Source organism: Herbaspirillum huttiense (genome assembly GCF_047300815.1).
Classification (GTDB): domain Bacteria; phylum Pseudomonadota; class Gammaproteobacteria; order Burkholderiales; family Burkholderiaceae_D; genus Herbaspirillum; species Herbaspirillum huttiense_A.
Genome location: NZ_CP178608.1, coordinates 4,471,093 through 4,484,661, shown reverse-complemented (window position 1 = coordinate 4,484,661; position 13,569 = coordinate 4,471,093). Strand labels below are relative to the sequence as shown.

Sequence of the window (13,569 nt, the reverse complement as noted above, 5' to 3'; positions counted from 1 at the left end):
GAACGCAAGCCCATGCCTGAATTACCAGAAGTCGAAGTCACCCGCCGCGGGGTCGCGCCCCATTTGGAAGGGCGCACCGTCAGCGGCGTCGTGCTGCGTCATACCGGCCTGCGCTGGCCTTTCCCCGAGGGCTTGCATGCGCTCCTGGCCGGGCGCGTGATCCGCAGCACCGGGCGGCGCGGCAAGTACCTGCTGATCCATTTCGACCATGGCACGCTCATCGTGCACCTGGGCATGTCCGGCCACCTGCGCATCCTGCCGCCGGGCATCGCGCCACAGAAGCACGACCACTTCGACCTCGAAGTCGGCGGCCAGGTCATGCGCATGACCGACCCGCGCCGCTTCGGGGCCATCCTCTGGCATGACCTGGCCGACGGCCACATCGAGGAACACCTGCTGCTGCGCAGCCTGGGGCTGGAGCCGCTGGAAGACAAGTTCAGCGCCCGCGAGCTGTTCAACCAGACGCGCGGCCGCAGCGCGCCCATCAAGCAGGTGCTGCTGGCCGGCGACATCGTGGTCGGGGTGGGCAACATCTATGCCTCCGAAAGCCTGTTCAAGGCCCGCATCAATCCCAAGACCCCGGCCTACAAGATCAGCCTGGCGCGCTATGAGCGCCTGGCCCAGGCCATCCGCGAGACGCTGGCCGCCGCCATCGAGCAGGGCGGCAGCACCTTGCGCGACTTCATTGCGGTCAACGGGCAATCGGGTTACTTCCAGCAGAGCTATTTCGTCTACAACCGCACCGGCGAACCTTGCCGCATCTGCGCGGCGCCGATTCGCCAGATCAAGCAGGGCCAGCGCTCCACCTTCTACTGCGTGAGCTGCCAGAAATGAAGGGCATCGTCGAATCCCGCCGCAGGAAGGCGGCACCCGGTGAGGATGCGGGCGCGCAGTATGAAGATCCCTCCTTTTCGGCGCAGGTCATCGCCTGGCAGAAGCAGCACGGCCGCCACAAGCTGCCCTGGCAGAACACGCGCGATGCCTATCGCGTGTGGCTCTCCGAGATCATGCTGCAGCAGACGCAGGTAGCGGCCGTGATTCCGTATTACCAGCGTTTTCTGGAACGCTGCCCGGACGTCTTCGCGCTGGCCGCCGCACCCTCCGAGGATGTGATGGCGCTCTGGAGCGGCCTGGGCTACTACACCCGTGCGCGCAACCTGCACAAGTGTGCGCAGCGCGTCGTGGCCGAATATGGTGGCCGCTTCCCGGACGATCCGGAACTGCTGGCTGACCTGCCCGGCATCGGGCGTTCGACCGCTGCGGCCATCGCCGCCTTTTCCTATGGACGCCGCGCGGCCATCCTGGATGGCAACGTCAAGCGCGTCTTTGCGCGGGTGTTCGGGGTGGATGGCTATCCCGGTGCCAAACCGGTCGAAGACCAGCTCTGGCTGCGTGCGGTGGCCTTGCTGCCCGAAGAGGATATCGAGTCCTACACCCAAGGCCTGATGGACTTGGGCGCAACGCTCTGCGTGCGCGGCAAGCCTGCCTGCACGCGCTGCCCGCTGGCAGGACGCTGCGTGGCGCTGGCCGAGGACCGCGTGGCCGAACTGCCGGTGAGCAAACCGAAGAAGGCCGTACCGGAAAAGGAAACGGTGATGCTGGTCATCACCCAGGGCGAAGATGTGCTGCTGGAGCAGCGCCCCGACAGCGGCATCTGGGGCGGCCTGCTGTCGCTGCCGGAAATCGGCGCAGGCAATGCCGAACACTTCGACACCGCCGTGCGCACGCTGGTGGCGCCCTATGGCGAACTGGACGGTTGCCGCAAGCTGCAGCCGTTCTCGCACGTCTTCACGCACTTCAAGCTGCATGTGGCGCCATTCCAGGTAGCCCTCAAAAGCCGTACCCACCACATCGCCGAGCGCGCACTGGTGTGGTATCCGGCGCGCAAGCTGGCCGATGCGCCCTTGCCGGCGCCGGTCAAGAAACTCCTGCTGGGGGTGTTGCGGACAGACGATTTGCTGGCCACCGCCTGAACAGTTCACCTGACAGTTCAGGTTCTTGCACCTGACACTTCAAGCCCGCGCTCCTGACACTTCGGGAGCGCGCACCTGTCAGTTCAACTGGCGATGCCTGCACACCACCTGTTCAGTGGCGCGGAAATGACTGGCCAGTTGCTCAGCCAGATAGACCGACCGGTGCTGGCCACCGGTGCAGCCGATGGCCACCGTGAGGTAGCTGCGGTTGTCGTTCTTGAAGGAGGGCAGCCACTTTTCGACGAAGCTGCGGATGTCGTTGTACATGTCGGCCACTTCCGGATAGGCCACCAGGAATTCGATCACCGGCGCATCGCGCCCGGTCAGCGGACGCAGCTCGGCGTCGTAATGCGGATTGGGCAGCATGCGGACATCGAACACCAGGTCGGCATCCAGCGGCAGCCCGTGCTTGAAGCCGAAGGATTCGATGAGCAGGGTCAGCGGCGAGCGTTGCAGGTCCACCAGGTCCTTGATCCAGCGGCGCAGCTTGTTGGAACTGAGCTGCGAGGTATCCATCACCAGCGCGATGTCCTGCAGGTCGCCCAGCATTTCTTTTTCCAGCGCGATGCATTCGGTCAGGGTCAGGCGGTCATTGGGATTGCGGCCCGGCAGCAGGCGGTGCGACAGCGGATGGCTGCGGCGCGTCTCGGAGAAGCGGGTGATGAGGGTTTCGTCGGAGGCGGTCAGGAAGAACACCTTGACGTCATGGCCGTCATCGCGCAACTGCGCGATGTCGGTGCGCAGCGTGGCCAGTGAATCGGCACTGCGCGCATCGGTGGCCACGGCCAGCATGCTGGCACCTTCCTTGATGCGGGTCTGCACCAGGTCGCACAGCAGGGCGGGCGGGAGATTGTCGACGCAGAAATAGCCGGCGTCTTCCAGCACGTGAAGTGCTACCGATTTGCCGGAGCCGGATATGCCGGTGATCAGAACGATTCGCATGGCGGAATCATAACGCATCGCCCGCGCCTGCGTGGCGGCACGGGTAGGCCAATGTGCCACCGAAAGTTTTCCCGGCAAGCGGGAAAATGACGTCCGGCTTATTCGCCGTTCATGGCGCGCCGCTGGCGCTCGATGAATTCCTTGAGGGTATCGATGCCGCGCAATTGCAGGATGGTGTTGCGCACGGCAGCTTCCAGCAGCACCGCGATGTTGCGGCCGGCCGCCACGGGAATGACCACCTTGCGGATCGGCAGGCCCAGCACTTCTTCGTATTGCGCATCCAGCGGCAGGCGTTCGTAATTCTCTTCCAGCGTGCTGCGGCGGACCAGGTGCACGATGAGTTTCAGGCGCATCTTGCGGCGTACGGCGGTCTCGCCAAAGATGGCCTTGATGTCGAGCAAGCCCAGGCCGCGCACTTCCAGCAGGTTGGCCAACAGCGGCGGGCAGCGGCCCTCGATCATGTTGGGCGCGATGCGCGCGAACTCCACCGCATCATCGGCCACCAGGCCGTGGCTGCGCGAGATCAGTTCCAGCCCCAGTTCGCTCTTGCCCAGTCCCGATTCGCCGGTGATGAGCACGCCCACGCCCAGCACGTCCATGAACACGCCATGCATGGTGATCTGCTGGGCCAGCTTCTTGGACAGATACACGCGCAGATAGTCGATCACCTGCGCGGCCGGCAGCGGCGTGGAAAACAGCGGGATGTTCTTTTCGTCGCACACCGCCAGGATATCGGGCGGGGTCGACAGGCCCTGCGCGATGATGAAGGCCGGCGGCTCGCCGGCCACCAGCTCGGCGGTCTGGTAGGCGCGCGAGGTGTTGGAGAGGCGGTTGTAGTACTCGATTTCCTGATGGCCGAAGACCTGCAGGCGGCCGGGGTGGATCAGGTTGAGGTGGCCGACCTGGTCGGAGGCCGAGACGGCATCGCCCGAGATCAGGCGCTCGCCGCCGGGGAAGCCGGCGAACCAGCCCAGTTGCAGGGATTCACGGTTTTCTTCGTACAGCTGCTGAATCGACAACGCGGAATAATTGGGCATGGAGATCCGGATCTGCTCACAGGATAGGGTGCGGCCTTGCCGCCGGCTTGGTGCAGCCTGATTGTGCCGGCCTCAGCCGGCTTTTTCCATCGACGTCTGCCAGGTCACGATGCGGGCATGGACCACGGCAGGGTCGGACTCGACGGTGAGTTCATTGCGGAAGGCATCATCGGAAAACATCTCGGCGATTTCCGAGAGGATTTCCAGATGCTGCTGCGTCACGTTGTCGGGAATGAGCAGGAACACCAGCAGCTTGACCGGCTGGCCGTCAGGCGACTCGAAGGGAATCGGTGCGGCCAGGCGCATGAACAGCGCCAGCGGCGCCTTCAGGCCCTTGATGCGGCCGTGCGGCACCGCCACGCCGTGCCCCAGTCCGGTCGAACCCAGGCGCTCTCGTGCGAACAGGTTTTCGGAAACGGTGGAGCGCGCGATGCCGCTGTTGTTTTCGAAGGTCAGGCCGGCTTGTTCGAAAGCTCTTTTTTTGCTGGACACTTCCAGATCCAGAACCACGTTTTCTGGAGACAGGATTTTTGCGAGATTAGTCATGACGCTCATGGAATTGCTACGGACTGAAGCTTTGAGCAGGATTATAGGCTTCTTTGTCGATGGCGGAATGCTTTGAAAGCGCTGAACAGGAGGGGATTTCGGGCAGAAAACCCCGAATTGTTGCGAGTTGTTGTCTTAATTCAGATGATCGTTGGCAACATGTTGCCTGAAGGGACAGGATGCCGTGATGGTTGGCGATGATGTGCGCAGGCCGCACCCTGCGCATCTTGCGACTTGCGTCTTACATCTCGATGCGGCCGAAGATCAGCAGCACGTCGCCGTTGTTCTTGTTGGAGGACAGGCGCGGCACGTAGGCGAACATGATCTTGGCCTTCTGCGTGCCGATGGAGGCCAGCGGCAGCGGGACCGGGAAGGGCACGCTGTGGAAGTAATCCTGGCGGCTCATGAGCATGGCGGTGCCGCCTACGCCCAGTTCCAGCCCGGTATGGGCGATCGGGAACACCCATTCATAGGCATAGCCGGCCATGTATTGCGGATGGCGGTGCGAATCCTTGATGACGAAGCCGTACAGGGATTCATCATTGCCCTGCTCATTGCGCAGGGTCTTGCCGTAGCCCAGGCCCCAGGCATGTTCGTTGAGCTCGTTGAGCTTGTCGCGGGTGTAGGTGCTGCGGCCATGATGCGCCACGCCGGACAAATAGATGGCGCCATCGCCCTGGTTCCAGATGTTGGCGGCGTGGTCGCGGGTTTGCTGCCAGAGGCTGTACTGGTTGTCTTCGGCATGCGCGGCCGGGGCGATGGCCAGGGTGGCGGCGGCCGCTAGTGCCGCCAGTGCCGCATTGCGCAGCATTGGGGCAAAAGTGAAGAAGGCGGCCTGGCGCCGGGGCTGGAGGGTGGTTTTCATGGTTGTTTTGAACGGAAATGCAAAAAGCGCGACAACAGGAAGCGGGAAAATCACAGGATCAAGAGGCCGGTGGCCCGAAAGGCGAGTCGCCTGCAAGCTCATCTGCAAGGAGTGGACAGGGACGAGGGTAAAAAATATCCCGTAATGAGGGTATTGCTGAAAAACAAGATGTTACCAAATCACAATCGTGATCACTGTACACCCGGGGCGACAAGCTGACCGATTGCAAGATCTGGTAACAATTTGCTGACACGCTGCGGCAGGGCGCCGCAGCGGAGGGAGGTGTTACTGGCGGGCGTTGCGCAGTTGCGAAGGGGGCTTGGCGCTGGAGAAATTGCTGCGCCAGGGATTGATGTCCAGCCCGCCGCGCCGCGTGTAGCGGGCATAGACGGCCAGCTTCTGCGGTTTGCAATGGCGCAGGATGTCGGTGAAGATGCGTTCCACGCATTGCTCGTGGAATTCATTGTGTTCGCGGAAACCGATGATGTACTTCAGCAGCCGCTCCTGGTCGATGGGCGCACCCACGTACTGGATCTGCACGCTGCCCCAGTCGGGCTGGCTGGTCACCGGGCAGTTGGACTTGAGCAGGTGCGACACCAGGGTTTCTTCCACCGTGGCTTCCTCCGTATTGGCACGCAGCAGGCTGCCATCGGGATGGGCCGCGCCGGTGGCCGCTTCGATTTCCACATCGAGCCGGTCCAGCAGCAGGCCGGAGAGTTCACCAAACTGCATCTGCCCGAACTGCGAGGATTCGGTCAGCGTCACCTGCACGCTGGCACCGGCGGCCGCCGACAGGTCGGTGCGCATCTTGTCGATCAACTGGTCGGCGCTTTCCAGACGCTCCTGGTTGAAGGAGTTCAGGTACAGCTTGAAGGACTTCGATTCGATGATGTTGGGCGAATCGGCCGGCACCATGAAGGTGGCGATGGCGATCTGGGGTTTGCCGCGCAGGTTCAGCCAGGAGATTTCATAGGCCGTCCACAGGTCCACGCCGAAGAAGGGCAGGGTGCCGCTGATCTGCAATTCGGCGCGCTTGGGCGCGCGCGGAATCGGGAACAGCAGGCTCGGATCGTAATGGGTGGGATATTCCGAGCTCTTGCCCAGGGGCGAGCTTTCCGGCGAATGGCTGATGGTGGATGCGGACGGGTTGGTGTGGTCCATGTGAATACTCCTGCGGTGCTGCGGGTGACGTTCTGTGATGTTGCCGCCGCGCGTCGGTGAATTGGCGCGCGGCGTCGGCGTTGATCAGCCGAGGAAGAGCTTGTACAGCGGGTTTTTGGTTTCGTCCCAATGGCGATAGCCCAGCTGGGCCAGGAAGACGCGGAATTCCTTCATTTCCTTCTTTGGCACCTGCAGGCCGATCAGGATGCGGCCGACATCGCCGCCCTGGTTGCGGTAGTGGAACAGGCTGATGTTCCAGCCCGGGTTCATGCTGGAGAGGAACTTCATCAACGCGCCCGGACGTTCCGGGAATTCGAAGCGATACAGCAGTTCATCGCCCGCCAGTTCACTCTTGCCGCCCACCAGGTGACGGATGTGGACCTTGGCCAGTTCATCGTGGGTCAGGTCGAGCACGCCAAAGCCTGCCTTCTCGAAATTGCGCGCGATCTTGCCCGCTTCATCAGCGGCCGACACCTGGATGCCGACGAACACATGCGCCGCCTTGGCATCGCTGATGCGGTAGTTGAATTCGGTGACGTTGCGCGGGCCGACCGTTTCGCAGAAGCGGCGGAAGCTGCCGCGTTCTTCCGGAATGGTGACGGCGAAGACCGCTTCACGCGCCTCGCCGTTGTCGGCCATTTCGGCCACGAAGCGCAGGCGGTCAAAGTTCATGTTGGCACCGCAGGCGATGGTGATCAGGGACTCGCCCTTGATCGGCTTCTTGCTGGCTTTTGCACGCTCCACGTAAGCCTTGGCGCCGGCCACGGCCAGTGCGCCGGCGGGTTCGACGATGCTGCGGGTGTCCTGGAAGATGTCCTTGATGGCGGTGCAGACGGCATCGGTGTCGACGATGATGATTTCATCGACCAGCTCCTTGGCGATGCGGAAGGTTTCTTCACCTACCAGCTTGACCGCCGTGCCGTCCGAGAACAGGCCCACGTCCGGCAGGGCCACGCGGCGGCCGGCTTTGAGGCTGCGCGCCATGGCGTCGGAGTCGGTGGTCTGCACGCCGATGATCTTGATGTCCGGGCGCACCGCCTTGACGTAAGAGGCCACGCCCGCGATCAGGCCGCCACCGCCGATGGCCACGAAGATGGCGTGGATCGGCTCCGGATGCTGGCGCAGGATTTCCATGCCCACCGTGCCCTGGCCGGCGATCACGTAGGGATCGTCGAAGGGGTGGACGAAGGTCAGCTTCTGCTTCTTTTCCAGCGTCAAGGCGTGTTCGTAGGCATCGGTGAAGGAGTCGCCGAAGAGCACCACTTCACCGCCGCGCGCCTTGACGGCGTCGATCTTCACCTGCGGGGTGGTGGTGGGCATGACGATCACGGCGCGGCAGCCCAGGCGGGCTGCGGAGAGGGCCACGCCCTGGGCGTGGTTGCCGGCCGAGGCGCAGATGACGCCGCGCTTCAGTTGCGCCGGCGTCAGGTGGGCCATCTTGTTGTAGGCGCCGCGCAGCTTGAAGCTGAACACGCTCTGCATGTCTTCACGCTTGAAGTAAATTCGATTATCAATCCTTTGCGACAGCGTATTCGCCAGTTCCAGCGGGGTTTCTTGGGCGACGTCGTAGACGCGGGCGGTCAGGATCTTTTTCAGATAATCGTTACTCATGTTGGTCATCAATGAAGTGAAGTCAGGCGAGCAGCAGCGGGTTCAGGCGCGGTCATATCGCAATCAGGGTAAAAGGAATCAAGGCTGGGTAAGCCGCTTGGGATTTCCTCCTGGACAGGGCTGGCAGGTCACCGGTCCGGGCCAGGGGAACTGGACATTATAAGGGAGCCGGCCAAGGCGACGGCAAGCTTGGCGTGCCTGATGCCAGAGATGAATCTTTCTTCACTTCTTGAATTCAGGCCCGGCGGCACCAGCTAGAATGCACGCTGCGCCACCGCACCGGCTTGACGGGTGGCAAGTTTTCTTCCTGGCTGCGGCCAGCCGATTCCCCCTACCTGCCTCCTGCATGATCGAATCCGCCGTCCTCTGGCTGCTCAATATCCTCGCCATTCCTACCGTCGGCCTGACCTCGGTGTTCCTGATCAGCTTCATTTCGGCCACGCTGCTGCCGCTGGGCTCGGAACCGGCGGTCTTTGCCGTCATCAAGGCCAGTCCCGAGATGTTCTGGCCGGTGATCCTGGTGGCCACTTTCGGCAACACCCTGGGCGGTATCGTTGATTACTGGATGGGCTATGGGGCCAAGCAGGCTTTTGCCAAGGAGCGTTCCTCGCGCTGGTTCCACTGGCTGGAGCGTTTCGGCGCCAAGACCATGCTGCTGGCCTGGCTGCCCGGCATCGGCGATCCCATCTGCACCCTGGCCGGCTGGCTGCGGCTGCCGTTCTGGCCTTCGGTGTTCTATATGGCCATCGGCAAGTTCATCCGCTACGTGCTCATGACCTGGCTGCTGCTGAACGTGCCGGATGGCTTCTGGCACAAGCTGGGCAACTGGCTGGCGTAAATTTTTGGAAAGATGAAGGAAAACGGCGCCGCAAGGGCGCCGTTGGCATTTCTGGGGGAAAGTTGGAATTATCCTGCCAAAGTCGGCACCAGGTTCTCCAGCAGGCGGATGGCCAGGAAAGTGGCCGTCACGCCCAGCACGGCGAAGTGGCGGGTCTTGAGCTTCATGGCCAGGCCGGTGTCTTCGTTGAGGATGGCGGTGTGCATGGTGATCTCCTTGAGGCGTCGTCGCGGCCCGGTCAGGCCTTGCATTGGGCATAGTCGGCCAGGGTAATGGCCAGGTTTTCCAGGAATTCGGTCATCAGGGTTTGCAACATGGGGCCTCCTTGGCGGGATGGGTCAGGGCATGTCCCTGAGGGCTGAGTCATTGAGATGGATTATAGATTTTGATAATCGATTTATTGAAATTGATTGTCAATATGAATCCAATTGGCTGAGGCTATTGCCACGCCCCTGGCGGCAAACGTCGCCGATCCGCCGCACAAGGTCTCTCAAAGCTCATGCAAGCGCGCCCAAAACCCGGGTCGGGCCATCGCGAGTTTTGCCAATAGGCTAAAATGCACCTCCGGCAGCAGATTTACCTCATACATCGATGAACGCCCCCGCACAGATCCAGGCTTTGCTTACAGACGCGCCGCATGGCGCCGCGACCCCGCGCTTGCGCGAAATCCCGTACAACTACACTTCCTTCTCCGATCGCGAGATCGTGATCCGGTTGTTGGGCGAAGCTTCCTGGTCCCTGCTCGACGAGCTGCGCGGCAAGCGCCAGACCGGCCGTTCGGCGCGCATGCTGTATGAAGTGTTGGGCGATATCTGGGTGGTCCGCCGCAATCCCTACCTGCAGGACGACCTGCTGGACAACCCCAAGCGCCGCGCCGCCCTGATCGAGGCCCTGAACCATCGCCTGAGCGAGGTCGACAAGCGCCGCCTGGCCACCGACCTGGCCGAATCCGGCGACGCCGAGGCCCAGCGCCGCAGCGCCAGCGTGGAAGCCTTGCTGAAGGCCGCCCGCAAGGCCATCGGTGACTTCGCCGAAGAATTCCGCCAGACCTATGACTTGCGCAAGCGCGCCACCAAGGTGCTGGGCCGCTATACCGCCAAGGACAACATCAAGTTCGATGGCCTCTCGCGCGTCTCCCACGTGACCGACGCCACCGACTGGCGCGTCGAGTACCCCTTCGTGGTGCTGACTCCGGACAGCGAAGACGAGATGGCCGGCCTGGTCAAGGCCTGTATCGAACTCGGCCTGACCATCATCCCGCGCGGCGGCGGCACCGGCTACACCGGCGGCGCCATTCCGCTCACGCCCATGTCGGCCGTCATCAACACCGAAAAGCTGGAACAGCTGGGCGCAGTCGAGATGGAAATCCTGCCTGGCCTGGACAAGCCCTACGCCACCATCTACTCGGGGGCCGGCGTGGTCACCAAGCGCGTCTCGGATGCGGCTGAGAAGGCCGGCTTCGTCTTCGCGGTGGACCCGACCTCGGCCGAAGCCTCCTGCATCGGCGGCAACGTCGCCATGAACGCCGGCGGCAAGAAGGCCGTGCTGTGGGGCACCGCGCTGGACAACCTGGCCAGCTGGCGCATGGTTGATCCCCAGGGGGACTGGCTGGAAGTGACCCGCCTGGACCACAACCTGGGCAAGATTCACGACGTCGAAGTGGCACGCTTCAAGCTGGAATGGTCGCATCCCGGCGAAAAGGGCCAGAAGACCGAAGTCTTCAAGACCGAGATCCTGGAAATCTCCGGCAAGAAATTCCGCAAGGAAGGCCTGGGCAAGGACGTCACCGACAAATTCCTCTCGGGCCTGCCCGGCGTGCAGAAGGAAGGTTGCGACGGCCTGATCACCTCGGCCCGCTGGATCCTGCACAAGATGCCCAAGCAGACCCGCACGGTCTGCCTGGAATTCTTCGGCCAGGCGCGCGATGCGATTCCCTCGATCGTCGAAATCAAGGATTACCTCGACGCTGAAACCAAAAAGGGCGGCGCCATCCTGGCCGGCCTGGAACACCTGGACGAGCGCTACCTGCGCGCGGTCGGCTATGCCACCAAGTCCAAGCGCGGCGTGCTGCCCAAGATGGTGTTGATCGGCGACATCGTCGGTGACGACGAGAATGCCGTCGCCGCTGCCGCTTCGGAAGTCATCCGCATGGCCAACAACCGCGTGGGTGAAGGCTTCGTGGCCGTGAGCCCGGAAGCGCGCAAGAAATTCTGGCTGGACCGTTCGCGCACGGCGGCCATCGCCAAGCACACCAACGCCTTCAAGATCAACGAAGACGTGGTGATCCCGCTGAACCGCATGGGCGAATACACCGACGGCATCGAGCGCATCAACATCGAGCTGTCGATCAAGAACAAGCTGCAACTGCTGGCCGAACTGGACAGCTTCTTCGTCAAGGGCAACCTGCCGCTGGGCAAGAGCGACGACGCCGAGGGTGACGACATCCCCGCGGCCGAAATGCTGGAAGACCGCGTCCACCAGGCCGAGAGCTTGCTGGAGCAGACCCACGCACGCTGGTCCTACCTGCTGGCCAACCTGGACAAGCCGCTGGGTGAAGCCAAGGGCGAACTGGCCGCGCTGGGCCTGGAAAAGATGCTGCCGGTGTTCGAGCAGCGCCTGATCGACCAGCCCGAAGCCGCCGTCTTCCACGTGGTACAGGACCGCACTGTGCGCATCTCCTGGAAGCAGGAAGTGCGGGCGCAATTGCGCCAGATCTTCTCGGGCGCGGCCTTCAAGCTGATCCTGGAAGAATGCCAGGCCATCCACAAGCGCGTGCTGCGCGGCCGCGTCTTCGTGGCGCTGCACATGCACGCGGGTGACGGCAACGTGCACACCAACATCCCGGTCAATTCCGACCATTACGAGATGCTGCAGGATGCCCACGTTGCCGTGGCCCGCATCATGAAGCTGGCCCGTTCGCTCAATGGCGTGATCTCGGGCGAGCACGGCATCGGCATCACCAAGCTGGAATTCCTGACCGAAGACGAAATCGGCGAATTCCGCGAATACAAGAAGCGCGTGGACCCGGAAGGCCGCTTCAACAAGGGCAAGCTCCTGAACCTGCCCGGCATGGAAGCCGACCTGTCCAACGCCTACACGCCGTCGTTTGGTCTGATGGGCCACGAGTCGCTGATCATGCAGCAGAGCGACATCGGTGCCATTGCCAGCAGCGTCAAGGACTGCCTGCGCTGCGGCAAGTGCAAGCCGGTCTGCTCGACCCACGTGCCGCGCGCCAACCTGCTGTACTCGCCGCGCAACAAGATCCTGGCGACCTCGCTGCTGGTGGAAGCCTTCCTCTATGAAGAGCAGACCCGCCGCGGCGTCTCCATCAAGCATTGGGAAGAGTTCGAAGACGTGGCCGACCACTGCACGGTGTGCCACAAGTGCGTCACGCCTTGCCCGGTCGATATCGACTTCGGCGATGTCTCGATGAACATGCGCAACCTGCTGCGCAAGATGGGCAAGAAGTCCTTCAATGCCGGTACCAATGCGGCCATGTTCTTCCTGAACGCCACCGACCCGGCCACCATCAACGCCACCCGCAAGGTGATGACGCAGTGGGGCTTCAAGGCGCAGCGCCTGGGCAACGACCTGATGAAGAAGTTTGCCAAGAAGCAGACCCAGAAACCGCCCGCCACCGTCGGCAAGCCGCCGGTCAAGGAGCAGGTGATCCACTTCATCAACAAGAAGATGCCGGGCAACCTGCCCAAGAAGACCGCCCGCGCGCTGCTCGATATCGAGGACGACAAGATCGTCCCCATCATCCGCAACCCCAAGACCACCACGGCCGATACGGAAGCGGTGTTCTACTTCCCGGGCTGCGGCTCGGAGCGCCTGTTCTCGCAGGTCGGCCTGGCCACGCAAGCGATGCTGTGGAACGTGGGCGTGCAGACGGTGCTGCCGCCGGGCTACCTGTGCTGCGGTTATCCGCAACGCGGGACCGGCGACTTCGAAAAGGGCGAGAAGATCATCACCGACAACCGCGTGCTGTTCCATCGCATGGCCAATACGCTGAACTACCTCGACATCAAGACCGTCGTGGTGTCCTGCGGTACCTGCTACGACCAGCTGCAGGGGTATGAATTCGAGAAGATCTTCCCTGGCTGCCGCATCATCGACATCCACGAATACCTGCTGGAGAAGGGCGTCAAGCTCGAAGGCGTGACCGGTACCCGCTACATGTACCACGACCCCTGCCACAGCCCCATGAAGCAGCAGGACCCGCTGAAGACCGTCAACTCGCTCATCACCACGGTGGACGCGCAGAAGATCGAGAAGAACGATCGCTGCTGCGGCGAGTCGGGCACCTTCGGTGTGTCGCGTCCGGATGTTTCGACCCAGGTCCGCTTCCGCAAGGAAGAGGAAATGAAGAAGGGCAGCGACAAGGTCCGCGCCGATGGCTTCACCGGCGACGTCAAGATCCTGACCTCCTGCCCGTCCTGCTTCCAGGGCCTGTCGCGCTACAACGAGGATGCCGGCACCACCGCCGACTACATCGTGGTGGAAATGGCGCGTCACCTGCTGGGCGAAAACTGGATGCCGGAATACGTCGAGCGCGCCAACAATGGCGGCATCGAACGTATCCTGGTGTAAGCC

11 protein-coding genes are annotated in these 13,569 nt (G+C 62.6%); 4 read left to right on the top strand and 7 right to left on the bottom strand.

What is annotated here, in order from left to right:
- The first annotated feature begins 12 nt into the window (after window positions 1–12).
- Both mutM and mutY read left to right on the top strand, forming a co-directional pair.
- Window positions 13–834, top strand: a complete 822-nt coding sequence (gene mutM / locus ACLRDN_RS20530; protein ID WP_413457781.1) for a bifunctional DNA-formamidopyrimidine glycosylase/DNA-(apurinic or apyrimidinic site) lyase — start codon at window positions 13–15, stop codon at window positions 832–834.
- Window positions 831–1,973 carry an A/G-specific adenine glycosylase gene (mutY, locus tag ACLRDN_RS20525; RefSeq protein WP_413457780.1) on the top strand — a complete coding sequence of 381 codons (1,143 nt, stop codon included), beginning with the start codon at window positions 831–833 and terminating at the stop codon, window positions 1,971–1,973. Before mutM ends, mutY begins: the two co-directional genes overlap by 4 nt.
- Window positions 1,974–2,051: 78 nt before the next feature.
- On the opposite strand, the gene rapZ is transcribed toward mutY, so the two are convergent.
- The 6 genes from rapZ to ilvA all read right to left on the bottom strand — a co-directional run bounded on the left by rapZ (window position 2,052) and on the right by ilvA (window position 8,144).
- Entirely contained in the window at window positions 2,052–2,915 is an 864-nt protein-coding gene (rapZ, locus tag ACLRDN_RS20520; RefSeq protein WP_413457779.1) for an RNase adapter RapZ, read from the bottom strand.
- A 98-nt stretch (window positions 2,916–3,013) separates the two neighbouring features.
- The gene (gene hprK / locus ACLRDN_RS20515) at window positions 3,014–3,952 is read right to left on the bottom strand and encodes an HPr(Ser) kinase/phosphatase (protein WP_034330851.1); all 939 of its coding nucleotides are present in this window, start codon (window positions 3,950–3,952) and stop codon (window positions 3,014–3,016) included.
- A 72-nt stretch (window positions 3,953–4,024) separates the two neighbouring features.
- Complete coding sequence (locus ACLRDN_RS20510) at window positions 4,025–4,498, bottom strand: PTS sugar transporter subunit IIA (RefSeq protein WP_034330862.1); 474 nt, start codon at window positions 4,496–4,498, stop codon at window positions 4,025–4,027.
- A 241-nt stretch (window positions 4,499–4,739) separates the two neighbouring features.
- Entirely contained in the window at window positions 4,740–5,363 is a 624-nt protein-coding gene (locus tag ACLRDN_RS20505; RefSeq protein WP_413457778.1) for a hypothetical protein, read from the bottom strand.
- Between the two features lie 285 nt (window positions 5,364–5,648).
- Window positions 5,649–6,524: an NADPH-dependent 7-cyano-7-deazaguanine reductase QueF gene (queF, locus tag ACLRDN_RS20500; RefSeq protein ID WP_413457777.1), complete on the bottom strand. Its 876-nt coding sequence runs from the start codon at window positions 6,522–6,524 to the stop codon at window positions 5,649–5,651.
- Window positions 6,525–6,608: 84 nt separating this feature from the next.
- Window positions 6,609–8,144 carry a threonine ammonia-lyase, biosynthetic gene (ilvA, locus tag ACLRDN_RS20495; RefSeq protein WP_413457776.1) on the bottom strand — a complete coding sequence of 512 codons (1,536 nt, stop codon included), beginning with the start codon at window positions 8,142–8,144 and terminating at the stop codon, window positions 6,609–6,611.
- A gap of 337 nt (window positions 8,145–8,481) precedes the next feature.
- Between ilvA and ACLRDN_RS20490 the strand changes: the two genes are divergently transcribed.
- Entirely contained in the window at window positions 8,482–8,973 is a 492-nt protein-coding gene (locus tag ACLRDN_RS20490) for a YqaA family protein (protein ID WP_088756130.1), read from the top strand.
- 68 nt (window positions 8,974–9,041) lie between these two features.
- Here the strand turns inward: ACLRDN_RS20490 and ACLRDN_RS20485 are convergent, their stop codons facing one another.
- The gene (locus tag ACLRDN_RS20485) at window positions 9,042–9,179 is read right to left on the bottom strand and encodes a hypothetical protein (protein ID WP_167386309.1); all 138 of its coding nucleotides are present in this window, start codon (window positions 9,177–9,179) and stop codon (window positions 9,042–9,044) included.
- A gap of 385 nt (window positions 9,180–9,564) precedes the next feature.
- Here ACLRDN_RS20485 and ACLRDN_RS20480 point away from each other — a divergent pair, with 385 nt between their 5' ends.
- Window positions 9,565–13,566, top strand: a complete 4,002-nt coding sequence (locus ACLRDN_RS20480; protein ID WP_209584678.1) for an FAD-binding and (Fe-S)-binding domain-containing protein — start codon at window positions 9,565–9,567, stop codon at window positions 13,564–13,566.
- Window positions 13,567–13,569: the final 3 nt, after the last annotated feature.